The 23656-nt window shown below is 33.7% G+C and carries 21 protein-coding genes, 2 tRNA genes and 1 pseudogene; 7 read left to right on the forward strand and 17 right to left on the reverse strand.

Translation table 11 applies throughout. From position 1 onward, the window contains the following. A complete protein-coding gene (locus DKK70_RS07755; protein ID WP_110433460.1) occupies positions 1-981 on the forward strand; it encodes a hypothetical protein in 981 nt (326 codons plus the stop codon). Positions 982-1008: 27 nt separating this feature from the next. Continuing rightward, a complete protein-coding gene (locus DKK70_RS07760; RefSeq protein ID WP_110433461.1) occupies positions 1009-2400 on the forward strand; it encodes an MFS transporter in 1392 nt (463 codons plus the stop codon). A 459-nt stretch (positions 2401-2859) separates the two neighbouring features. On the opposite strand, the gene DKK70_RS07765 is transcribed toward DKK70_RS07760, so the two are convergent. From DKK70_RS07765 to sbcB, 12 genes and pseudogenes are all read right to left on the reverse strand, one after another. Beyond that, positions 2860-2935: transfer RNA gene (locus DKK70_RS07765), tRNA-Gly, on the reverse strand. A 17-nt stretch (positions 2936-2952) separates the two neighbouring features. After that, positions 2953-3040 (reverse strand) — tRNA-Leu (locus tag DKK70_RS07770). A 219-nt stretch (positions 3041-3259) separates the two neighbouring features. Further along, entirely contained in the window at positions 3260-3814 is a 555-nt protein-coding gene (pgsA, locus tag DKK70_RS07775; RefSeq protein WP_034882154.1) for a CDP-diacylglycerol--glycerol-3-phosphate 3-phosphatidyltransferase, read from the reverse strand. 107 nt (positions 3815-3921) lie between these two features. After that, positions 3922-5757, reverse strand: coding sequence for an excinuclease ABC subunit UvrC (gene uvrC / locus DKK70_RS07780; protein WP_110433555.1), 1836 nt, complete (start codon positions 5755-5757; stop codon positions 3922-3924). Between the two features lies 1 nt (position 5758). After that, positions 5759-6436, reverse strand: coding sequence for an arginine ABC transporter permease ArtM (gene artM, locus DKK70_RS07785; protein ID WP_110433462.1), 678 nt, complete (start codon positions 6434-6436; stop codon positions 5759-5761). A gap of 9 nt (positions 6437-6445) precedes the next feature. Beyond that, the gene (gene artQ, locus DKK70_RS07790; RefSeq protein ID WP_219999717.1) at positions 6446-7210 is read right to left on the reverse strand and encodes an arginine ABC transporter permease ArtQ; all 765 of its coding nucleotides are present in this window, start codon (positions 7208-7210) and stop codon (positions 6446-6448) included. A gap of 83 nt (positions 7211-7293) precedes the next feature. Then, positions 7294-8028, reverse strand: a complete 735-nt coding sequence (locus tag DKK70_RS07795; RefSeq protein ID WP_034882148.1) for a transporter substrate-binding domain-containing protein — start codon at positions 8026-8028, stop codon at positions 7294-7296. A gap of 29 nt (positions 8029-8057) precedes the next feature. Next, complete coding sequence (gene artP, locus DKK70_RS07800) at positions 8058-8786, reverse strand: arginine ABC transporter ATP-binding protein ArtP (protein ID WP_034882147.1); 729 nt, start codon at positions 8784-8786, stop codon at positions 8058-8060. A gap of 339 nt (positions 8787-9125) precedes the next feature. Next, positions 9126-9755 (reverse strand): annotated as a pseudogene (locus DKK70_RS07805) (SanA/YdcF family protein); the annotation flags it as partial. Position 9756: 1 nt separating this feature from the next. Continuing rightward, entirely contained in the window at positions 9757-10446 is a 690-nt protein-coding gene (locus DKK70_RS07810; RefSeq protein WP_110433465.1) for a CidB/LrgB family autolysis modulator, read from the reverse strand. Beyond that, complete coding sequence (locus DKK70_RS07815) at positions 10443-10886, reverse strand: CidA/LrgA family protein (protein ID WP_110433466.1); 444 nt, start codon at positions 10884-10886, stop codon at positions 10443-10445. Before DKK70_RS07815 ends, DKK70_RS07810 begins: the two co-directional genes overlap by 4 nt. A 106-nt stretch (positions 10887-10992) precedes the next feature. Then, complete coding sequence (gene sbcB / locus DKK70_RS07820; RefSeq protein ID WP_110433467.1) at positions 10993-12429, reverse strand: exodeoxyribonuclease I; 1437 nt, start codon at positions 12427-12429, stop codon at positions 10993-10995. 509 nt (positions 12430-12938) lie between these two features. Between sbcB and DKK70_RS07825 the strand changes: the two genes are divergently transcribed. Next, positions 12939-13418 (forward strand): hypothetical protein, encoded by a 480-nt coding sequence (locus tag DKK70_RS07825; protein ID WP_110433468.1) that lies wholly within the window; start codon positions 12939-12941, stop codon positions 13416-13418. 153 nt (positions 13419-13571) lie between these two features. Here DKK70_RS07825 and DKK70_RS07830 read toward each other — a convergent pair whose 3' ends face one another. From DKK70_RS07830 to DKK70_RS07840, 3 genes are all read right to left on the reverse strand, one after another. Beyond that, positions 13572-14633, reverse strand: a complete 1062-nt coding sequence (locus DKK70_RS07830) for an alpha/beta fold hydrolase (protein ID WP_110433469.1) — start codon at positions 14631-14633, stop codon at positions 13572-13574. 256 nt (positions 14634-14889) lie between these two features. Further along, positions 14890-15396, reverse strand: a complete 507-nt coding sequence (gene ubiT / locus DKK70_RS07835; protein ID WP_181415947.1) for a ubiquinone anaerobic biosynthesis accessory factor UbiT — start codon at positions 15394-15396, stop codon at positions 14890-14892. Continuing rightward, complete coding sequence (locus DKK70_RS07840; RefSeq protein WP_110433470.1) at positions 15397-17025, reverse strand: Na+/H+ antiporter; 1629 nt, start codon at positions 17023-17025, stop codon at positions 15397-15399. It abuts the gene before it with no gap. A gap of 153 nt (positions 17026-17178) precedes the next feature. Here DKK70_RS07840 and recO point away from each other — a divergent pair, with 153 nt between their 5' ends. After that, positions 17179-17871 carry a DNA repair protein RecO gene (recO, locus tag DKK70_RS07845; protein ID WP_110433471.1) on the forward strand — a complete coding sequence of 231 codons (693 nt, stop codon included), beginning with the start codon at positions 17179-17181 and terminating at the stop codon, positions 17869-17871. Between the two features lie 71 nt (positions 17872-17942). Here recO and DKK70_RS07850 read toward each other — a convergent pair whose 3' ends face one another. Further along, on the reverse strand, positions 17943-18443 hold the full coding sequence (locus DKK70_RS07850) for a hypothetical protein (protein WP_110433472.1): 501 nt from the start codon (positions 18441-18443) through the stop codon (positions 17943-17945). Between the two features lie 317 nt (positions 18444-18760). Beyond that, positions 18761-19855 carry a GntR family transcriptional regulator gene (locus tag DKK70_RS07855; protein WP_110433473.1) on the reverse strand — a complete coding sequence of 365 codons (1095 nt, stop codon included), beginning with the start codon at positions 19853-19855 and terminating at the stop codon, positions 18761-18763. 251 nt (positions 19856-20106) lie between these two features. Between DKK70_RS07855 and DKK70_RS07860 the strand changes: the two genes are divergently transcribed. From DKK70_RS07860 to DKK70_RS07870, 3 genes are read left to right on the forward strand one after another with little or no spacing between them, the layout of a single operon-like run. Next, positions 20107-21051 (forward strand): sugar ABC transporter substrate-binding protein, encoded by a 945-nt coding sequence (locus DKK70_RS07860; protein WP_110433474.1) that lies wholly within the window; start codon positions 20107-20109, stop codon positions 21049-21051. Positions 21052-21102: 51 nt separating this feature from the next. Further along, a complete protein-coding gene (locus DKK70_RS07865; protein ID WP_110433475.1) occupies positions 21103-22593 on the forward strand; it encodes a sugar ABC transporter ATP-binding protein in 1491 nt (496 codons plus the stop codon). Between the two features lie 3 nt (positions 22594-22596). Further along, positions 22597-23613: an ABC transporter permease gene (locus tag DKK70_RS07870; protein WP_110433476.1), complete on the forward strand. Its 1017-nt coding sequence runs from the start codon at positions 22597-22599 to the stop codon at positions 23611-23613. The last annotated feature ends 43 nt before the right edge of the window (positions 23614-23656 follow it).

Consider the following 23656-nt stretch of genomic DNA (forward strand, 5'->3'; position numbering starts at 1 on the left):
ATGGCAAAATCGCATACTGTTGACTTTTTAAACTCAGGTTTTGTTGTAAAAACAGCAATGGCTGAAACGTTTAACAATAAACTGAAGGCTGAAGTGGAGCAGATCCGTTTGTTACATACGCTTTATCCAGAATTTATGGTACCTATTTTACATGAAGGGTTAGCTGGTGGACGTCAATTTTATATTCTTGAAAAGAAAAATTCACTACCTTTATCCAATATAGTTTTTGATGAATTTAGACCTCTCTCAGAAAGGAGAAAAATAGTTCAAAATACATTGGAAAAGATAAAAAAAGCGATTGAACGAGAGATTGATCAACAGATTCCAACGTTGGATTATATGACTTCTAAATTACAGGAAGAATGGGAGGGAACGAGCTTTGCTCACGCTTTGTTTGAACAACCAATTTTGCTCAATGGTAATCGTTTTAATTTTACAGCCAAAGATATTTTTGAAAAAGCTCTAGCCCTCGCAGGCAACGAAAAATTTCTATCTGTCAAGAAAGCACATTTCAATTTTCATTTTGGTAATGTACTTTATGATGAAGCTCAATCATTGACCAATTTCATTGATCCGGATTTCTCTGTTAATGGAATCGATCCTGTTTTTGGTTTCTCGCGGTTTGCTTTTTCATTCTGGCACGAACTTGCAACAGAAGCTCAAGACGCAGTTAAAATCGTACCGATGCCTGACTCGCTTATGTTTGTTCTTGCGAAGCAAGATTATAGTAATATTTTAAGTGAAATTCCAGAAGTAGGTAATATTGACGGTATCATGCCATTTATGGATAAATCTATGCGGAATAGATTTTATGTATTAACAACTTACTGTTTCCTCAGAAGCATTCGTATCAATGGCAGTAAACAGAAATGGAAAGCACCTTGTTGTCCTACAACAGCTAAGCCTGAGGAGGTTCTCATGTTGGGAATGTTGAACTATCTTGAAGGAACAAATGTAAAAAGTAAAAATTGTTGTGCATAATTTAATTCTAATACAGGACTAGTGAATATGTCGTTGATAAACAATGGAAGTAATGTTGAACAAGGTTTTGAGGCTCCTAGACGTTATTTAGCTGCCACGGCTATTTTAATAGGTGTACTTATGTCGGCTTTGGATAGTTCTATTGTCAATATTGCATTACCCTCAATTGCCATGTCATTACAAATTGATTCGTCATCAAGCATCTGGATTGTCAACGGCTATCAAGTAGCTAGTGCTGCTATGATGTTAATTTGTGCATCGTTAGGATCGAGAATCGGTGAAAAGCGTTTTTATAAGTTAGGTATAGTTTTATTTACACTTTCTTCTCTGGGTTGTAGCCTATCACCAAACTTTGCCATCCTTGTCACTATGCGGATGATTCAAGGAGTGAGCTATGCAATAATGATAAGTGTTGGATTGGGTTTGTATAGGGTTATATTTCCACCTCACGCATTAGGAACAATATTGGGGTTAAATGCAATGGCTTTTGCCGTTGGGACAGCGGCAGGTCCGGCTTTAGGAGGTCTGATTATTTTTTATTTATCTTGGCCTTGGCTTTTTTATATTAATATCCCACTTGGACTACTTGCTATTATCTTTGCATTTATTTCATTAGGAGATGATGAAGAAAAAGGAAAGGAGAAAGGCTTTGATTGGAGTGGGGCAATTACCTCAGCTGTTGCATTGGGTTTGATGGTTGTTGTGGTCGATCAAATTGGGAGTTGGGGAAATAGTACACTATTACTTTGTTCTTTGCTATCGATATTATTATTTGGCATTTTTTTCGTAATTCAAATACGCTCTAGGTATCCTTTATTGCCTTTAGATATATTTCGTTCTCGCGCATATACGTTCGCAGTTCTATCATCAAGTTCAATGTTTATTGCTCAGGGTATGGCATTGGTTAGTTTACCTTTTGTATTACAACATACTTATCACTATACTGTACTTGAATCAGCATTTATTTTTACGCCATGGCCTGTAGCAGTTGCATTTTGTGCACCGTTAGCAGGAAAACTTTCAAATAGTTTTAATCCTACTCAGATATCCACTATCGGTGTAATATTTTTGTGTCTGGGATTGGGCTCATTAGCTCTTTTACCTGAGATGGCTACAGTAAAAGACTTTCTGTGGAGGGTGACTATTTGCGGAATAGGTTATGGTTTATTTCTTCCTCCAAACAATAAAGAAATGTTTACCAATGTCAAAGCAAATCGAACAGTAACTGCCTCTGGAGTATTATCTACAGCAAGAACAACTGGACAGTCCATAGGTGCAGCTCTTGTAGCTGCGGTGATAGCATTATTAAACGGATTAACTGATTCCGACAATACACAATTTGCCATTTGGGTATTTGGTATAGCAAGTGCTATAGCAGCAATTTCATCTGTAGCCAGCGCATTACGTCTACGTAGATAAATATAGAATATATCCAACAATAAAGGGGTTATAATTTAATTGATGAAATTTTAATAGAAAAAACTACAAATTTAACAAAAGGTAGTAAAATTTATTTTCATTTTTGTTATAACTAAATATCATCTTATCGAATAATCAATTGAACAGGTTAATTTAACCATGATTAATCTGTTTAATTAATTGAAATTTAAGGCATATTTCTTATGTTGAGCTTTTTCTACCTTATTTTATATTTAGTAAATTCTTTTACAATAAACGTTTTTTTGATGAATAATCGTAAGGATAGTTAGTTTATATTTAGATAAACGTTCAAAAATACGTTATCAAAATAGTATATTGGTTTGACTAATTGCTTAATTAAATATTTTAGGATAGTTCCGTATTAATCATCTCTATAGTGGAAATATTATTTTCTTGTCTAACTTGTGGTAAATAATAAACTATATAATAATGATAAATTGGAGCGGGAAACGAGGTTCGAACTCGCGACCTCAACCTTGGCAAGGTTGCGCTCTACCAACTGAGCTATTCCCGCATGAGAAGTGTTTTAAATGGTGCCCGGGGCGAGACTTGAACTCGCACGGCCAAAAAGGCCGAGGGATTTTAAATCCCTTGTGTCTACCGATTTCACCACCCGGGCTCAAAGCTTAGTACCGAAAGGTAACTGCGCTTTGGATGCTGTGCATTTTACCTATCTTATCATTTCAGTCAATAAAAATTTCAAATTAATCGTTTGATTGCTCAATGTTTGACTGATTAGTTGTTAAATTAGGCTATTTTGCCTATTTTTGCAAAATTATTTAGCGAACTTAATTATTAAGGCACTGTATAGATAATTTTGCCATTTTTATAAATATGTTTAATCTTCGTCTAATAAATCACTGTGAGCAACCCAAAGATATTGCAACATAGATAATAAAGTTAACACAGTTGCAATAAGTAGGGCAGCTAGCCCTGCATATATAACCAGATCGCAAGGACGCCAAAGTAACCAAGTTAATGCTGTCATTTGGGCAATAGTTTTAATTTTGCCAATTGATGAGACGGCAACATTATTGCGTTTGCCAATTTCAGCCATCCACTCTCTTAATGCAGAGATAATGATTTCTCGAGAAACGATGATGATAGCCGGAATAGAAATCCACCACGCTTGATAATATTGGGTTATGAGTACTAAGGCGATTGTTACCATTATTTTATCGGCAACAGGATCTAAAAATGCACCAAATTTAGTTGTTTGACCTAATCGGCGGGCAAGATAACCGTCAAAAACATCAGTAACGGCAGCAATTAAAAATAGCAATGCCGAAAAAAAACCGGACCATTCATGAGGAAATAGATAGAATGCCAACACAAAAAATGGAATCAGTATGACTCGAAATAACGTTAAGAATGTAGGTAAATTAATTTTCATGTGACATTAGCTCATATTGTTTTATTAATCAAATGGTTAGTGATAATTAAAAAAACAGGGTTTTCTGCTTGCTTATGTTGCCTGAAAAATGTTAATTTTTCAATGTGTTATTGCTGTAAATTTAGATAAATTTTTTCAGCTAATGATTTTGAAATGCCTTGTACTTGGGCAATTTCATCAATACTGGCATTTTTTAACTCTCTAAGCCCACCAAAATGCTTAAGTAATGCTTGGCGTCTTTTGCCTCCAACGCCTTCAATATGCTCTAAAGCGCTGTCGGTTAACTGCTTAACGCCTTTCTTCCGTTGACCAACTATCGCATGATCATGTGATGCATTACGGATCTGTTGGATCAATAGTAAAGCAGGGGAGTGATAATCTAAATAATAACCTTTACCATGCGCTTCAAAGAAAAGTGTTTCTAAGCCTTCTTTACGTTCAGCACCTTTGGCGACACCAATTAAAATAGGGTGATTTTTATCCCAGTTTACTTGTAAATTATCAAAAACTCTCAATGCTTGGTTAAGCTGGCCTTTTCCGCCATCAATAAAAATGATATCAGGCACTTTATCTTCAGGAAGATCTTTCTTACTATAACGGCGAGTTAGAACCTGTTCCATTGCTGCATAATCATCACCTGGAGTAATACCGGTGATATTATAGCGACGGAACTCAGATTTAACTGGGCCTTTATCATCAAAAACCACACAAGAGGCAATGGTGTTTTTACCCATAAAATGGCTGATATCAAAACATTCCATTCTATTGATTTTATCAATGCCCAAAAAGGCTTTTAATGCATCATATCTTTGTTTAATGGTTGAGTTTTCAAGTAATTTATTTTTAACTTCAGTTTGTGCATTAACTGTCGCGATATTTAGTAATTTTAGATTATCACCTTTAGGCTCATCGACTAGTTTAACTTGATGTTCAGCAACGAGTGATAAAGTGTCTTCCATTGCCTGTTTATCAGACAATGAAAAATTGAGAAGAATTTTCTTCGGAATATTTCTATTTTGATTGCCTTGTAGATAAAATTGCCCTAAAAATGTCTCGATCACTTCTTCAAGTTCGGTATTAGACGGCACTTTCGGAAAATAAGAACGATGCCCGAATGTTTGACCATTTCGAATAAAGAGTACATAAATACAGGCTAAACCAAGTTCATAGTGGAAGCCAATCACGTCTAAATTATCATTATTATTGTATATCGCCTGTTTTTCATTAATGTGTTTAATTGCTTGTAACTGATCACGCAGTGCGGCCGCTTTTTCAAAATTAAGCTCACTACTGGCTTTTTGCATATCTGCAGTAATTTTTTGCAAAATCTGGTCTGATTGTCCGGAAAGAAACAATCTAACGTAATTAACTTGTTCATTATAATCTTCATCACTGACTAAACCCGGTACACATGGGCCTAGACAGCGTTTGATTTGATACTGTAAACAAGGACGCGTTCGATTTCGATAAGTACTATTTAGACATTGTCTTATCGGAAAGGTTTTTTGTAATAAAGCTAAAATTTGTTTAACCGCATAACCACTAGGATAAGGACCAAAAAACTCATCCTTTTTACGATTAACCGCCCCACGATACAACGACAATTGTGGATGTCTTTCTTTACTTAATTTGATAAAAGGGTAGCTTTTATCGTCTTTAAGCAAAACATTGTATTTTGGTTGATATTTTTTGATATAAGTTTGTTCAAGTAATAGTGCTTCGGTTTCAGTATTGGTGATAGTAAATTCTACACGATGAATATGGCTCACCAATCGATCCGTTTTGATGGTTTTTTTACTACTATTAAAATAACTTTTTAAACGATTGTTTAGATCTTTCGCTTTTCCCACATAGATGATGGTATCTTTATCATTAAACATTTGATAGATACCAGGTTTATGTGGGACTGTTTTTAAGAAAGCTGTTGAATCAAATTGGCTCATTTTAGTTTTCAAAGGTGAGGGCTGTTTTCTCTATTATCCTCATAATGGTGCTTAAAATGCCATTTATCAAGAGGTAAATAAGCCCCGCGACCACAAAAATTGAGAAGTCATAGTATTCACCATTTAGTGCATTACTATAACCCATTAAATCCATAACCGGAATCATTGACGCCAATGCTGTTCCTTTAACCACAAATACGACTTCATTAGAATAAGTAGAAAGCGCTCGTTTTAATGCATATGGCATCAAAATTTTAAGAGTCTGTATTTTATTCATCCCTAAAGCACTACATGCTTGCCATTGCCCTTGTGGTATAGATTTTAATGCACCGTAAAAAATTTGGGTGGTATAAGCGGCACTATTAAGGGTTAATGCTATATAAGCGCAAAACCAAGGTGACGAAATAAAATCATAAAACGCAGGATACTTGCTTAAGAATTCACCAAATTGTGACGGTCCATAATAGATTAAAAATAACTGCACTAATAATGGTGAGCCGGTAAAAATAATAATATAAGTCCGAATTGTTTTCGTTAACAACTTAGAATTCAATGATAAAAGACATGAAAAGACAATAGCCAAAATACCAGCCGATAATATTCCAAAAATACTCAGGCTTAATGTATCAGGTAGACCTTGAAGAATGATTTTAAGATAGAAAATAAAATTATCAGACATAAAATGACCTTACTGACTATTGACTGATGGTTCAAAATGGGTAGCACGTTTTTCAATACGTGTAATAACTTTTTGACTTAAAATTGATATCACTAAATAAACAATCATCGCAATAAAGTACCATAAAAAAGGTTGATTGGTTCTAGCAACAATTGTTTTGGTTTGCATCATTAAATCATCTATCGCAATTGCGGAAACAAGCGCGGTGTCTTTTAATAAAATTAACCACTGATTGCTTAAACCTGGTAATGCATGTCGCCACATTTGCGGCATGATAATGCGAAAAAAGGTACGAGATTTACTTAATCCTAACACTTGAGCCGCTTGTTTTTGACCGCTGGAAATCGCTTTGAAGGCGCCACGTAATGTCTGTGAGGCATAAACGGCATAAAGTAAAGATAAAGCAAAAACACCACATAAAAATGGATCGGGCTGAGTATTTTCAATATTCATTTTAATGGTGATTGATGTTAGCGGAATAGTAAAACCATCATCTAGTGCCATTAATAACAGAGGTAAACCGGTATAGATTGCAACTACAATTAATAATTCCGGTAATGCCCGGATGGTTAAATTGAACAACGACATTAGCCATGCAACAGGTTTGAATGGTACCGCTTCTAAAATAGTAAAAATGAACGCAAAAAACATTCCAACGACTAATGATACTAACGCTAATGATAACGTAATCGCGGTTGCTTTCGTAAGCGGCAAAATATACCCATCCATAGAAGGGAGTAACAACTCCATACTGTGTGCAAAAAAGTCTGACATAAAAAAACCGTAGTTAAATTAAAAAATAAACTCGCCGCAAGATTTGCGGCGAGATCTCAAAGAACAGATTTTATAATTAATGATTATTTGCTAAACCATTTTTTATATATAGCATCCAATTCACCATTTGCTTTTAATTTATCAATTGCTTGGTTAAATTGTTCAAGTAATTGATCATTACCTTGACGCAGAGCAATACCTAAACCTTCACCAAAGAATTCATGATCGGTGATCTTATCGCCTAAAGGAACGATCTCAGTATCTTTTCCTAACCATTCCCCCGCAACAAAAGAGCTTGATACAATGGCGTCAATACGTTTAGCTTTTAAATCAAGGAAAGCAAATTGATAGCTGTCATAACTTACCGCTTTAACATCAGGATATTTTTCGGTTAAGTATTTCAAGTAAGTGGTACCTTTTTGAATACCTACTTTTTTACCTTTTAATTGGTCAAGGTTAGTTAATGTATCTTTCAAGGTAATAAATTGGATTGAACTATCATCATAATAGATTTTAGTAAAAGCAACTTGTTTTTGACGTTCTGGGGTCACATCAATACCGGCAATAGCGGCATCAATTCGACGGGTTTTTAAACTAGGAATTAAACCATCAAATGATTGATTAACAATCTTACAAGATACTTTCATTTCGTCACAAAGTTTATTCATAACGTCTATATCAAAACCGATAATTTCATTTTTATCATTAGTGAATTCGAAAGGCGCATAAGTTGCTTCGGTACCAATGGTTAAAGTTTCCGCTGCTTGAGCAGCAAATGCAGATCCTGCAAGTAAAATAGCTAGTAATGTTTTTTTCATATATCCACCCAATCAGATTTTTATTAATATTAATGTGATAAATAAGCTTTGAACTCTTCGGTTTTGGGATGAGCAAAACACTCGAGTTGTCCCTGCTCTATAATTTTACCATGTTCCATGTAAATCACTTGTGAAGCCACTTTACGCGCAAAATCGACTTCGTGAGTAACAATAATTTGTGTAATGCCGGTTCGTGAAAGTTCATTAATAATTTCGGCAACTTGCGATGTGATTGCTGGATCTAATGCCGCAGTCGGTTCGTCAAATAACAAAATTTTAGGTTCCATCATTAATGCTCTAGCAATCGCGACGCGTTGTTGTTGTCCACCTGAAAGATGGAGAGGGTAGCGATGAGCCATTTCATCAATTTGTAGACGAGCTAAAATTGACATCGCTTTATAACTAGCTTCTTGTTTCGATAATTTTAATACTTGGCATGGTGCTTCAATTAAATTTTCCAACACGGTTAAATGTGGCCATAGGTTGTAATTTTGAAAAACCATGCCAACATTTTTGCGTAGCGACCGAATCGTTGATTCACTTATCTTTTGCGAAAAATCGAAATGTGAATCAGCAATCGTCATTTCGCCTGATGATGGAATTTCAAGTAAATTAAATACTTTCAACAAAGAACTTTTACCTGCACCGCTTTGACCTAGTAAAACAATCGTTTCACCTAAAGGGTAACATAAAGAGACATCATTCAATGCCTGATGTTTACCATAAAAACAGTTAATATGGCTTAATTCAATATTCATTATTTTTTGATAAATTGTTTAAATTTTAATTGACTAAATATTACTTTTTTCTGCATAAAAATGCAATCTAAATTATTAGACAAACGTGTTTTAGTCTGATATTTATGCTATAAAATTCTGTTCCTCACCTTTTTTATGCTCATAATATTAACGCTATATAAATTTATCTTTATGATTATTAAGAATAATGTCATAGATAATCATCTAAATTGTAAAAAAAGCATAAAGATACTATAGCTCTTATAAATTAGTTCTTATAATTTAATCCTATATAAGCTCTAAAACAGCATTCCTCAACTTGTTTTAGTCGCTTAATCTTTATTAATTTTCATTATTAATGATAGGGATGGATGGACCAAGAAATTTGGGTTCTTTATTAAGGATATAAAGATCAATAAAAGCACTAACGCGCGCAAACATTTCTCGGATGCGAACCAATTTCATTTGTTTAGGAGTAGGAACAGCAAAACATTGTGCTTGGATATCTTGAGCGAGTGCTATAAAAATCGCACGTTGACAGTGAAATTCTTGAGTAATAATGGTAAATTTATCCGCGTTAAAGACCTTATTGGCACGAACAACAGAATCAAAGGTGCGAAATCCAGCATAGTCTAATACAATCGCTTCTTTGGGGATACCAGCCTTAATCAGATCTTTTTGCATCATAATTGGCTCATTATAATTTAATTGAGCATTGTCTCCACTTAATAATAGATAGTCGACTTTACCTTGCCAATATAAATCAATAGCACCATCTATTCGATTTCGATAAAAGCCATTAATTCCCCCATGTTTGACATATTTTGAAGTACCCAATACCACCCCAATTTTTTGATAAGGAAGTTGGTTTTCATCATGATAGATGTAAGGCGCTGTTTTATAGCTAATCCAAAAGTCGAGAGCAATCACCAAAGCAAATAGTGATAACAAAAAGGCAATAAAATAAGCAATAAACTTTTTTAACGTCATGCTAAAACCAATCAAAAATAAAGATCATTATTGGAAATAAAAATGGGGCTGTTAATGAGGTCATAATACCACATAATACCAGTGATAGGGAGCTATAAGCTCCTTCATTATAATCAATTTCAATACAGCGTGCCGTGCCAACGGCATGTGACACTGCGCCAATTGACAATCCTCTTGCTGAAGCCGTTTTGATTTTAGCAAAGTTTAACAATTGATGGCCAAAAATACCGCCTAATGTCCCAACAAGTATTACGCATAATGCTGCGATAGATTGAACACCACCTTCATTACTGGCAATGGTGACTGCAATGGCGGTGGTTACAGATTTAGGTAATACTGACGCTGCAATTTCTTTGCTACCACCTAGCCATAATGCAATACAGACACCTGTCACCATAGAAGCGATAGAAGCAGTAAAGGTAATCATCATAATAGATTTCCAACGAGCCTTTATTTGTGGAATAAGTTCATATAAAGGATAAGCCAAAGCTACGACAGAATAGGGAAGTAAATCGTTAATAATTTTTACATTTTTAACATATTCAATGTAGCTCGTTCTAGTTATTAATAAAATAGGAATTAAGACAATTACCGAAATAACTAATGGATTAAATAGCGGGTTTTTTACTTTAAATGAGATTCTTCGAATAATCAGAAAAACCACAATAGTTAATGGTAGCATCCATATCATGATTGTTTTTCCTTATTGTCAGACGCTTTAGCTACTGGCTTATGTAAATGCTCAGTTAAATAAGCTGTTAAATATAGGACAATAATCGAACCACCAACACTAGCAAAGATAATCGGGATCCAATTAGCTAAAAGTAATGAATAATTATCCATGATACCCATTGCAGCTGGAATAAAGAGTATAGTCATGTATCGCATGAAAAGATTACAGCTATTTTTGATCCAACAGGTTGGTATTAATTGAAAAGCTAATAAGAAAAACAAAATCAATAAACCAATAATGCTGCCAGGGATCATGATCGGTAATATTGCAGATACAATATTACCTGCCCATAGACAGAGAGTTAAAATAAGTAGGCCTCGACCATAACTAAATAGTGTGTAATATAAAGAATAGAGTCGATGCTTAATTGTTGCATGTTTGGCTAAAAAGTGTTTCATAAGTTAAATGCTAGATATTTTAAGCTAAAATTTTGGCTGTTAGTTATTGATTGAAAAATGACACAGAACTCCGAACAGAATTATATGATACGCTCCTCAGATTCAATTATCCAACTAAATAATGACAATATTGGTATAGCTGCTTTAATAAGCCCAACTTTTCAGGCTGTTGTATATAAATTTCTGCAAATTGTTCAAGGGTTTGTAAGTAATCTTGAATCTTATGCGGATTTAATTTGTCGCGACAATGATCTTGCCAAATACGCAGCTCTTGTTCAGTTAATGTTTGTGGGTAGTTTCTTGCTTTATAACGAAAAAATAATTTTGCTAATCGTGAATCGTCAAAATTTAGAGATAAGCTGTCTAATAAATGGGGGGGAGTTGATCGTATTGTCTCACATTTCAACAGATCTTGACCATTTAAAAAATCCGCATAGATTTGCGCATCAACATCAATATTATTGTTAGAATATTCATTGCTCACATTAAATAGTTCATACATTTTACTTTGCAATGCATTTTGGTTTTCTAACAATTTTTGTTGGTTGATTAGGCATTTTTGTTTATCAAGATTGAAACGTTTAGCATTATCAGGTAGAAGAGTGCTAAATGGTGCGACTATTGGGCATTTATTAATATGAATTAATTTCAATGGAATCCGCTGTTCATCAATTTCAAGATCTTCGGTTTTGGTGTAGAGTTTCTCCCGAATAGTTTCAACTGGTAGCCTTATAAGCGAATCAATATCACCGCTGAGATCACAAACAATCACAGCATTTTTTTGCATCGGGTGCCAAGCAATAGGACTAACTAATGTCATGTTACCACGATGACTACCTAGCATGCCTGACACATGAATGATTGGTGTCATATTGGCAATATCAATCAGTTCGGCAACTCTATTTTTATTGCGTAGATTAAAAAAATAGTTGAATAATTTGGGTTGTGCTTGTTTAATTAATTTTGTCATCGCAATCGTGGCATAGACATCAGACATAGCATCGTGCGCATGCTCATGTTCTATATTGTTAGCTTTAGTGAGATCTTCTAACCGAAAACTAGGAAAACCTGAATCATTTGTTGGCCAATTAATTCCTTCCGGCCTTAAAGCATAACAGGCACGAACGACATCAAGCAGGTCCCATCTGGAATTGCCATTGCGCCAACTATAGGCATAAGGGTCATAAAAGTTACGATATAAGATGTTGCGAGTAACTTCATCATCAAAACGAATATTGTTATAGCCTAAGATACAGGTATTTGGTCGGCTAAATTCTTGATGGATTAATTTGGTAAATTCAGCTTCGCAAATACCATTTTGATTCGTTTTTTGGGGTGTTATTCCTGTTATTAGCACGGCTTCAGGATCAGGTAAATAATCTTGAGCTATCTGACAATAAATGACTAAAGGTTCTTCAATAATATTAAAGTCACTGTCAGTCCTTACGCCAGCAAACTGGGCGGGGCGATCTAAAGCAGGATTTATGCCAAATGTTTCGTAATCGTGGAAGTAAAAAGTAGGTTGATTTGTGCTGTTTTCCATTATTGTTTTTTGATCTCATCTGTTCATTTATTTATTAATCTTCGATTAATTATTGATTTGTTTAATTTTACTCATTTTAGTTTAAATATTTTTTCATTTTTTGATTTGCAGCTGTGTACATAATTATGCTCTTAGTTTTTTCCTGCAGATAAAAAAATAAAATAGCACTTTAAGAGTAACTCTTAACATTATTAAAGAGATTACCTGAGATTATAGATGACAATTTTAGGTTTAAGGATATCACAAAAAGAAACTATTGAATTCTAATTTCGTTATGGATGTAAGGGAAATGGTCAAAAATTAACAATTGGGATATATTGTTTTTTTAATTTAAGCAACACAATATTATTATAGATAAAAGTTAATTTTTTCCTTTAGATATTGGGATATTAACCGTCATGTAGCTAGTAATAAAACTCATCATCAAAATTCATTTACTCGCAATGCATTCTTTTTATTGCTCAGATTTTTTAAATAACTTACCATTATTTAAAAGTTACGAGGATAATATGAAAAGAATAATTTTAGTTGTCTTGATTGGTTTTGCGTTATCTGGTTGTGGAGATAATGAGGATACAATTAATTCAGATAAGTACCTTGTTGGTAAGTGGGAATGTAAATTAGAACAATTTTCTGCAAAAGATAATAATGGCAAACTATCTAACTATACAAAAGAAAATGAGGTTATTTCGATTGAGGAATATAAGTTAGAAGAAGGTAAATTATATTTTAAACAAGATAATGCTAAAGATTGGGTATACAAGGATAATGTTAGTACTATTAATAAAATTAATAAGTATTTAGGTAAAACTGATACTAATAATGACAAATTAGGGTCGATAGTTATAATAACATCAATGTTTATAAGTTCAGATAAACATTTTTCAATTAAAGAAGAATTATTTTTCAAGAAAAAAGATATCGCTAATAAAAATGAACATATATATTCGAAAATAAAATCAGAAGGTTATTGTACAAAAATGGAATAATTGCAAAGTGGATCAATTCTAAATTAAAAACCTCAAATGTTTTTTGTTTTTTTCAGATTGAAAAAATAATTACAAAAAGTAGAAAAATTTGGGGGGAGAGGATGAAGAATATCCTCTTCTCCGTTTTATAGTTACTTATGTAACAAACTTAAATTAATAATAAGCATCAAGTTCTTTTTGAAATATTTTTAACTCTTCTATCCATAATTTAGCATTCATTGTTGTGCCATGACCACTGGTTTTGTCACTGGCTGGGATAAGATAATATTTGGCTGCTACAATATCTTTCAACGCTTTTTGCATCACACCAGTATTTGGCGGATTTCTTTCATCATCTTCTGAGTTAATAATTAAAATAAACGCCTTAATCTTAGTTAAATCTGGTGTTGGATCAAAGTTTCTTGCGGCATCCCATTGATATAAAAAATCATTGGCATCCATATTAATTCGTTCTTTTAACTTATTTGACAATATTTCTTCTGTTTTTTCAGTATTGTAGGCTCTATTTTGCCAAGCAATATCACCACCATTAGTTGCTATATCGTAATAATTATAGATAGTTTGGAATTTTTCTGGTTGTTGGCTATAAAAACCGTTGTTCCAATCAGGATCATCTTTAATTGAATTAATGATCATTTTTCTCATAATCCAATTTCGGCTAGACATTGGGGCAGGGGTTGCTGCCATTGGAATTGCCGCGGTCATATAGTCCGGGTACTTAGTGATCCATAACCAAGTATTCATGCCACCCATCGAATTACCAATAATAAGTTCAAGATGATTTATACCTAATCCATTTTTCAAAAGTTGATATTGTGCGTTAACCATGTCTGAATAATCATAATGAGGAAAGTTACCTTTCATGCCATCTGAAGGTTTTGATGATTTACCTGTGCCAATTGCGTCAGGTAATATAATAAAATATTTTTCAGCATCTAATGGCATACCTTTATCAAATAAGACATGGCCAAAAGTGTCATTAAGCATTGAAGCCCCATTACTAGCCGTACCATGTAAAACTAATACGGGTTTTCCTTTGGGATTGCCGATTGTAACATAATGAATTTTTAAATTTTCAATGGTATTACCATCATTAAATTTAAAATTCTTAATAATATAATCACCTTCATATTGGTTGTAAAATTCGTTACAAAATCCTGGTACAGCAAATGTTAGAAAAATAAAAAATAGTAGTACTTTTTTCATAGTATTCATAAGTGACGCTCTCCATCATAATTATGTTATGAAACATTTGTGTAAGAGATAGATAAGGAAGGTAATATCAACGTTGTAGTATTCTAATCAACGTTAGCAAGCATAACAGAAACGGCTGTTATCCAATAAAAAGTCCGTTTATATACATTAAATAATTAAATTCAGAAATAAATTTATCAAGCTTAAATCTAGATGTTTTCGTTATTAAAAAAGAGAATATATTATTCTCTTTCTTATATAGATTTGATCTAGCTATTTAGTTTTTAGGTGCACTTTCAATAATGTCAGCTAACTTTTCCAGAGTTAATCTTAAGAATTTAGGCATAGCTTCTATTTCAATTGAGTCCATTAAGTTTTTTACATAAAGACCTAATTCAGTATCACCTTCAACAATTAATCGACGTTGGAAGAATAAGGTATCAGGATCTTGTCGTCTAGTCGCAATCATAATTAAATCATTAGCATTACCGATGAAGCTCACATCTGGTATTTCCTCGCGACTAACCACAAGTTTGTTATCAATCAAACTGACAAACCAAACCAACTGAAGATCTGTAACTTGAATTTTAAGCCAACGATTTTCTAAAAAATCTAAGTCACCATCTTCAAGTGAGTGTTTGAATTGTAATTGTAATAATTGTTCGATAGTTCGTTTTTTTAAGTTGAAGGGGATACAGCGTAGTGTCATCCCCAACATTTTTGGCGCTTTCTCGACAAATTGTGAATGAATTGTGCCAAGAAATTGGTGTTTATTGCCAATCATTTAGGCATCTCCAGAGATCATCTTCTCATAAATATCTAAATCAGTATTTAGATGCTCATAAACCTCCTCACTAACTTCATCACGAATTTTCATTTGCAGCAATGCTGTACGTTCCGCACCAATTGCTACTAAACGCATACGTCTTTCAAGATTTTCAGCCTCAAGTGCTTTTTGTTCCAAATCTTTAAGACCAGTTCGGCGTCTCAATGAACCAATAACCCGAGAACCAACTTCATGAATAATTTCTTGATCTAAACCTGCTTCAGACGTTTCTTGTAAAAGACTAGACTGCATTTTTTCTAGACTAACAATAGCTTCTTCGGCCATTTGTCCTTTAACAGTTAAAATCTCGTTTTCTTGCTCGGAATTATCCAAAATCACACTACCGCGTAATAAGATAGGTAATATAATAATAGCGGATATTAAAGATATCAAGATGATACCCGCGGCGATAAATACTAATTGATAGCGCCCAGCAATGGTTATTGGAATAGATAATACCCCAGCTAGTGTGATTGCTCCGCGAACTCCAGCAAAAGTTGAGATCCAAAGATCACGTGTTGTATATGAACTAAATGCTAATGAACGTTTAGTACCAAAAGGCATTGCAGGCATCTTTTTCATTGCCCAAAGCCAAGCAAATCGAGTCCCCATTAATACTACAAAAACGAATAATACAATTAGACATAGTTGCCATAATTCAATGGATGTATCGGTTTGATTTTCAGCAAATGTATTAGTCAAAATACTTGGTAATTGAATACCTAATAAAACGAAGACAAAACCGTTAAATACGAAAGTTAACATTGACCAGGCACTATCTGATTGTAAGCGCGTTGTTAGAGGTGCATTACGCATCATTCCTGAATGATTAACTGTCATACCTGCACTTACTGCGGCCAAAATGCCTGAACAGTGACACTCTTCAGCAATGATGTAAGCTGCAAATGGTAGTAGGAATAACAGTACAATTTGGATTGCAGGGTCATTATTGGTTAGTTGGTTTATTTTACGTAAAATACGCGCATATAACCAAGTGAATATAACCCCAACAGCTAAACCACCGATAGCAACCACAAAGAAAGATATACTGATTTGTAATAAGTTGAATTCAAATGCACCAGCAGCAATTGCAAGTGCAAATTTTAAGGAAACCAGACCAGAAGCGTCATTCATTAAGGCTTCACCTTCAATGATTTCCATCTTCTCTTTTTCAATTCTTCCTTTACCAACAATACCACTTAGTGCAACGGCATCAGTAGGTGATAATACTGCCGCTAAGGCAAATACGGCTGCCATTGAAATATCTGGTAACATCCAATGGAGAAAATACCACAAAGCAACAATGGAGATAACGACAAGAACAAGGGCTAATCCAACAATTTCTCTTACGTTATGTACAAAGTCTTTTACTGAAGTTTTTCGACCATCAGCAAAAAGTAGAGGGGGAATGAATAAAACAAGAAATAAATCTGAATTAAACTCCAAATAAATGCCTAGAGCAGCAAGAATACTACCTAGTAATATTTGCATTAGTGGTAATGGGATTTGTATTGGTAACATTTTTATAATGACACCAGAAAGTGATACAATTAATACAATCAGTAATATTGTTGAAAATAGTTCCATAGCGACTCTTTTTTTAGTTATCCCATATATAACTATCTATTATATAGGATTTTTAATATAAATTCAGGTTAAAATTACACAAAATTATTCAAATTTTAACCAACCTCTATTTTTGATCAAAAAAACTAATAATTTAATTGACAGGCAGTGTAGATGGAAAATTGGCGAAGAGCATTTGTACTTCATACCAGAACATATAGTGAAAGTAGTTTATTAGTCGATTTATTCGTTGAAGATGGCGGAAAGGTAACCATCTTAGCAAAAGGTGCTAGGCGTAAGCGATCGGCACTAAAAGGTATTTTACAACCTTTTACACCATTAATAGTTCAATATTCCGGAAAAGGTGAAATAAAAACTTTACGCCAAGTAGAAGCTATATCGCTTACCTTGCCGCTAGTTTCTGTTTTTTTATATAGTGCTTTCTATTTAAATGAGTTATTACATCGAGTGCTAGTTGCCGAAACCGAAATTACCACGTTATTTGATGATTATCTGACGAGTATACAGCAATTAGCACAACAAGTTCCTGCTGAAAACGTACTGCGAGCATTTGAATTGGCTTTACTTGATTATTTGGGGTATCACGTTGATTTTTTTCATTGCAGTGCAACGGGCGATGATATTGTTAAAACCATGCATTATCAATATCAGTCAGAAAAAGGTTTTATTAGTAGTTTGTTACAAAATAGTACCAGTTTTACTGGCGAGCAAGTTTTAGCCTTAGGTAATAGGCAGTTTCATAACACCGATACACTCAAAGCCGCAAAGCGCTTTACTCGAATGGCTTTAAAACCTTATGTTGGTTCGAAACCTTTTAAAAGCAGGGAGTTATTTCTAAAAATTTAGTTTTTGATTTAGCTATCCCACCAATAACTATTAGTGGAATATTCTACAAACTATCATTTAGTAATTCATATTTAGTATCTTGGCGGTTTAGCATGTTTACTATCGTGACTATCGACAGGAAAAGCGTTTGGGTTTGATAATTCCTTATGTTCATAACTAGTTTCCAATAGGAAGATTGCTGTACCAATTACTCCAATATTGTTTGCTGAAACTTCATCGGTATGATTTGCATAAACTTTTGATGCTTGCGAAAAAGTAAATGCAGCAACTTCACTATCATTTTTTGGAAACCTTTTAATTGATAGCGTCCTAAATGGCCTTAAGATATAACCATTATTGTTCAATGAACCTGCTTTTCCGTTGATAACATCTAATCCATTAACAGTTGCTACAACTTCATAAGTATTTCTTGAATAATTGATATAATAAAGTTGATATTTTTTGCCCACTTCACCAAGCATATTGATTTCATCAGCCTGTTTGAAAAGCAACCATTTATTATTGTTATCATCCATTATTGACATACCAACATCGCTATTGAGCTTGAGTTCTTGAACTGCTTTTCCATTCATAAATGCTTTATTAGAATAGTGAATTACCGCAACATCTATTGGTGTATCCTTAAGACACGCTAATTCAACTTCACGAACATGAGATTCGACTCCGTCACCCCATTGTGTTCCTATTCATCTATAATTTGAGGCTTTGTATTGATTGATTGTTAACATCACCTTAAAATTAAACTGATTAAACCAATCACTAATAAATTATATATGTTGTAAAATTTATTCAGTAATATTTCCTTTTCTAAATATGTCCATTAATTATTTTTAATTTTATATATTAATTTCTTTGGATGTCTTTTATCAGTTAATCATTTAGCTTTTTATCATGCTCCACTTGATGCTCGGATAACTAATTCACCATTTACGTATATAGTACGAGTCGGTAAGGTTGGATTATTTCTTCTTTGGATTAAAGTTTCTACCGCAGTCAAAGCTATACTTGCTAACGGTTGTTTATAAGTAGACAGCGGGGTAGATAGATGACCAGCATAATCAGCATCATCAAAGCTGATCGTAAATAATTTTTGTTTTGGATTTATTCTTTGATTCAATGAGATCAATTGCATTGCTGTAAAGTCGTTACCACAAACAACGTGCTTGATGTTTAATTTTGCTAAATGATTGATGACTGTTTCATCTATTTGTGGCACTTGAATTATCCAATCATTAATTTTTGTAATACCTGCATCATATAGTGCTTGTTTATATCCTATTATTCTTAAAGCAATGGTATTAGCCGAATCACTTTTTGAGAGAAAAGCAATTCGCGTATTTTTCTGTTGAATGAAATGGTTTGTGACAATGTAACCGGCGGCAATATTATCAATACTGACTAAGTCAGCATTACCACGACAAGGAAAAACACAGTAGTCTCTCTCTAATAATATGCAAGGTATCTTATAAAGTGATAGATAATCCGTTATTTTTTGATTTATGATATTGGCGTAAGGATGAAATTCTAAAGGAGTAAAAAATATGCCGTTAATGTTATTCTTAGTATAATTAATGATGACTTTTTCCACGTCATTTAAAATCGATTGAATATCTTGGCTTTTAGTCAACATTCCAGCCCATAAAAGAGAAAATTGATAGTCATTAGCCAAACTAGCAATCTCTGAATACAAACTATCAAGAATCATTCTACTCTCATCTTGTTCCAATCTTGGGGCCAAAATACCAAAAATATATTTACTTACTTGTTGATCTTTAGGTGGTTTAACATAGAACTTACCACCTTGCTTACCTTCGATAAAACCTTCATTTTTTAGTTTTGAAAACACTTTGCTTATTGTTGGTCTCGATGTTTTATATATCAAGCTTAAATCAGATGAAGAGGGGAGAGCACTATTGCAGTTTAAAACTCCATTTTTGATCTGCAATACTATTTCTTGATATATCTGCTCACTCTTATTTGCCATGTTGCTACCTATTAGACTTTTAATAATATGTTTAGTATGACATAACCTGCAAACTTGATAAATTAAATTTTACAGCTTTTAAAAAAAAGTGACATTGATATCATAAATCACAAAAATTATAGATTAATATTGTTTAGATTATTGCAGATAATTAGACTGAATTTGCGCAAAATATTTGGTAGATATTTTTGATGCTTTTACATAATTAGTAAATTATTTCTATAAATCATTTAATTATCTGAGGTGTCTTTATGAAAAAATTCATAGCAACATGCTTAACAATTACAATTATATTTTTTACAGGTTGTTTTCAACTTGTAAATGCTGATGAAAATAAGCCTATTAAGTTTGCTTTTATCACTTCAACTTTAAACAACTCTTTTTTCACAGCTATCTCTGATACGTTTTCTGAAATAGCTAAACAAAATGGTGATCACTATATACTCATTGATCCCCAATATGACCAAGCTAAACAAATATCTATGATGGAAGATGTGATTAATCAAAAAGTAGATATTATTTATTTAATTGCGGTGGATTCTGAGGGGATCAGACAAGGTTTACTGGCAGCTAAACAAAAACAGATCCCTGTGGTAGTTATTGATAATCCGATTAGTGATGATGATTTAGTTGTTAGTACAGTGGCGTCTGATAATTTCTTAGCCGGTAAAATTAATGGTGAACAGATGGCTAAAGATTTTCCTAATGGCGCCAAAATTGCTGTGATCGATTGTCCTTTTAATCGTGCTAGTGTGTTAAGAGCTGATGGTTTTTATGCTGGATTAGGTGACAATAAAAGTAAATTTAATGTGGTATCCCAGCAAAATGGTAAATGTGCATTAGAAGTGACGATGCCAATTGCTGAAGATATCATTCAAGCTCACCCAGATTTACAAGCATTTTTTGCAGTTAACGATCCTTCGGCTTTAGGTGTAGTTGTTGCATTGAAAGCTTCGAATAAACTGAAAAATGTCAAAGTCTACACAGTTGATGGTTCTCCAGACGGTAAAAAAGCTTTCAGTGACGGTGACTTAACCTTAACTGTTGCCCAAGCACCTATTCAATTAGCGAAAGAAACCTATAAAGTCGGCAAAAAAGTATTAGCAGGAGAACCGGTCGCGAAAGAAATCTTAGTACCAACTTTTCCTATCACCAAAGAAATGATTGAAAAAAATGGCGTAAAAGTTTGGCAATAATAATCTGCTTAACCCGGTTATAGCTATTGCAATCAATAAGGTGATATAGATATGGAACAAGTTGTATTACAACTATCTCATATAGAAAAGAAATTTGCTGGTGTTCATGCTCTGAAAGATATGCATTTTAATTTAAAACCATGTGAGGTACATGGATTATTAGGTGAGAATGGCGCTGGCAAATCAACATTAATTAAAATTATCGGCGGCATCTATAAACCCGATGCCGGTGAAATTAAAATTAATGGAAAAACTGAGATAATCAATGGTATCAAAGATGCGCAATCCAGAGGAATTAATGTCATTCATCAAGAAATTGTCTTAGTTCCTTATATTAGCGTGTATGAAAATATATTTTTGGGACGAGAACCAAAAACGAGGTTAGGTTTTAAAGATCATCGACAGATGATCACCAAAGCCAAAACTATGATGGAGAGTATGGGGCTAACTATTGATGTATTACGCCCTGTAAATGAGTTAACCATAGCTCAACAACAGCTTATTGAAATCGTTAAAGCGATTTCCTTTAATGTCCGCATTTTAATCATGGATGAACCAACTTCTTCTTTAACCGATAAAGAAGTAGAACAACTTTTTGTTATGATTAAAAGACTAACTGAACATAACGTTAGTATCATCTATATTTCCCATCGTATGGATGAACTATTTACCATCACGGACCGAATTACAGTGATACGTGATGGTAGTTATGTTGATACAGTCAATACAAAAGAAACGAATATTGATGAGTTAGTCAAAATGATGGTGGGGCGTAATTTAAATAATTATTATCAACGCCATTATCAATCAGATGGAGAATGTCTATTAGAAGTTAAAAATCTGTCAAAAAAAGGCGTTTTTCATAATGTTAATTTCAAATTAAAAAAAGGTGAAATTTTGGGCTTTTCTGGTCTGATGGGGGCTGGAAGAAGTGAAATCATGCAGGCAATTTTTGGTGCAGACCAATATGACAGTGGTGAAATTTATTTTGATAATAAGTTAGTTAACATCCAATCTCCTCAAAATGCAATTGATATCGGCATCGCATTGATACCTGAAGACAGGAAAAAACAGGGGCTTATATTAGGTAATAGTATCGCGTTTAATCTAACAATTACAGTATTAAAACAATTTATGCATGGTTGCTTTGTGAATCAACAAAAGCAGAAGGAAATTATTCAATACTATATCAAAAAACTGAATATCAAAACGCCAAGTGCTGACAAAATTGTTGGGCAGTTAAGTGGTGGCAACCAACAAAAAGTGGTGATAGCTAAATGGTTAGCGACTAAACCTAAAATCATCATTTTAGACGAACCGACTCGAGGAATTGATATCGGTGCTAAAGCTGAAATCTATCAAATTATTGATGAATTATGTGCCAATGGTATTGCCATTATCATGATTTCCTCTGAATTACCCGAAATTATTAATATGTGTGACAGAGTTTGTGTCGTCGCTAATGGTCAAATCCAAGGTGAACTATCACGTCATGAACTTACTCAGGAAAAGATTATGAAATTAGCAACAGGGAGAGCTTAAAGAATGGTTAGCCAATCTATTAAACAATCAGATGATAGCTGCAATCATCACTCTGCAATAACCCAAAATATCATTATTAGGAGTTTCAAAAATTTTATTACGCACAATATAGGTATACTAATTGCGCTTTTATTGATAAGTGCCATTTTAACATTTACCACTCCTGTTTTTCTTACTCAAGAAAATATGTTATCGGTGTTAAGACAAATCTCTACCAATATGTGCTTAGCATTAGGAATGACGTTGATTATCATATTAGGCGGCATTGATTTATCAGTAGGATCGATTGTTGCTATGGCTGGCACGCTTACTGTTGGATTCATATCAATAGGTGAAATGGGCATTATCCCAGCAATTTTTTTAGGATTGTTTATTGGCACACTTTGTGGTGCAGCTAATGGTATTGCTATTGCTTACACAGGTATTCCACCTTTTATCGTTACATTAGCTATGATGATGATCGCTCGAGGAGTTGGTTTTATATATAGCGGTGGCCAATCAATTCGTATTTTTGATGAAAGTTTTACCAGTATTGGTACTGGTTATTTGGGAATGATTCCCTACCCAGTGATCTATATGTTGTTTTTTATCATCATTATGTTAGTTCTGGTTAATCGAACTCGTTTAGGTACTTATATTTATGCTCTGGGTGGCAATCGTGAAGCAGCAAGACTATCAGGTATAGCAATTAAGCGTGTTGAAATCACTGTTTACACCATCGCTGGCTTTTTAGCGGCTTTCGCAGGAATCGTTCTTGCGGCAAGAATGTATTCAGGGCAACCTTCTGTAGCACAAGGTTATGAAATGGACGCGATAGCCGCTTGTGTGTTAGGTGGTATTTCTATGTCTGGTGGTATAGGTCGTATTAGTGGCACCATTTTAGGCGTCATCGTTATCGGTGTTATTAATAATGGTTTGAATTTATTGGGTGTTAATTCATTTTGGCAATTGGTAGCGAAAGGCGTGATAATTTTTTTAGCCGTTTATGTCGATATGTTGAAACGAAAAAGAGCAAAATAAATTATTTAATCATTTGAATAATAAATAATTTAATTAATAGGAC

It is taken from the genome of Gilliamella apicola, assembly GCF_003202655.1.
Taxonomy (GTDB): Bacteria; Pseudomonadota; Gammaproteobacteria; order Enterobacterales; family Orbaceae; genus Gilliamella; species Gilliamella apicola_R.

What these genes read in the sequence shown, in the direction of transcription:
- artP (WP_034882147.1), bottom strand. Translation starts at nt 8,786, where the DNA reads ATGAATATTGAATTAAGCCATATTAACTGTTTTTATGGTAAACATCAG.
- DKK70_RS07795 (WP_034882148.1), bottom strand. Translation starts at nt 8,028, where the DNA reads ATGAAAAAAACATTACTAGCTATTTTACTTGCAGGATCTGCATTTGCT.
- DKK70_RS07760 (WP_110433461.1), top strand. Translation starts at nt 1,009, where the DNA reads ATGTCGTTGATAAACAATGGAAGTAATGTTGAACAAGGTTTTGAGGCT.
- DKK70_RS07850 (WP_110433472.1), bottom strand. Translation starts at nt 18,443, where the DNA reads ATGAATGGAAAAGCAGTTCAAGAACTCAAGCTCAATAGCGATGTTGGT.
- DKK70_RS07860 (WP_110433474.1), top strand. Translation starts at nt 20,107, where the DNA reads ATGAAAAAATTCATAGCAACATGCTTAACAATTACAATTATATTTTTT.
- DKK70_RS07830 (WP_110433469.1), bottom strand. Translation starts at nt 14,633, where the DNA reads ATGAATACTATGAAAAAAGTACTACTATTTTTTATTTTTCTAACATTT.
- DKK70_RS07825 (WP_110433468.1), top strand. Translation starts at nt 12,939, where the DNA reads ATGAAAAGAATAATTTTAGTTGTCTTGATTGGTTTTGCGTTATCTGGT.
- ubiT (WP_181415947.1), bottom strand. Translation starts at nt 15,396, where the DNA reads ATGATTGGCAATAAACACCAATTTCTTGGCACAATTCATTCACAATTT.
- uvrC (WP_110433555.1), bottom strand. Translation starts at nt 5,757, where the DNA reads ATGAGCCAATTTGATTCAACAGCTTTCTTAAAAACAGTCCCACATAAA.
- DKK70_RS07810 (WP_110433465.1), bottom strand. Translation starts at nt 10,446, where the DNA reads ATGATATGGATGCTACCATTAACTATTGTGGTTTTTCTGATTATTCGA.
- artM (WP_110433462.1), bottom strand. Translation starts at nt 6,436, where the DNA reads ATGTCTGATAATTTTATTTTCTATCTTAAAATCATTCTTCAAGGTCTA.
- DKK70_RS07755 (WP_110433460.1), top strand. Translation starts at nt 1, where the DNA reads ATGGCAAAATCGCATACTGTTGACTTTTTAAACTCAGGTTTTGTTGTA.
- DKK70_RS07840 (WP_110433470.1), bottom strand. Translation starts at nt 17,025, where the DNA reads ATGGAACTATTTTCAACAATATTACTGATTGTATTAATTGTATCACTT.
- DKK70_RS07815 (WP_110433466.1), bottom strand. Translation starts at nt 10,886, where the DNA reads ATGAAACACTTTTTAGCCAAACATGCAACAATTAAGCATCGACTCTAT.
- artQ (WP_219999717.1), bottom strand. Translation starts at nt 7,210, where the DNA reads ATGTCAGACTTTTTTGCACACAGTATGGAGTTGTTACTCCCTTCTATG.
- pgsA (WP_034882154.1), bottom strand. Translation starts at nt 3,814, where the DNA reads ATGAAAATTAATTTACCTACATTCTTAACGTTATTTCGAGTCATACTG.
- sbcB (WP_110433467.1), bottom strand. Translation starts at nt 12,429, where the DNA reads ATGGAAAACAGCACAAATCAACCTACTTTTTACTTCCACGATTACGAA.
- DKK70_RS07870 (WP_110433476.1), top strand. Translation starts at nt 22,597, where the DNA reads ATGGTTAGCCAATCTATTAAACAATCAGATGATAGCTGCAATCATCAC.
- recO (WP_110433471.1), top strand. Translation starts at nt 17,179, where the DNA reads ATGGAAAATTGGCGAAGAGCATTTGTACTTCATACCAGAACATATAGT.
- DKK70_RS07865 (WP_110433475.1), top strand. Translation starts at nt 21,103, where the DNA reads ATGGAACAAGTTGTATTACAACTATCTCATATAGAAAAGAAATTTGCT.
- DKK70_RS07855 (WP_110433473.1), bottom strand. Translation starts at nt 19,855, where the DNA reads ATGGCAAATAAGAGTGAGCAGATATATCAAGAAATAGTATTGCAGATC.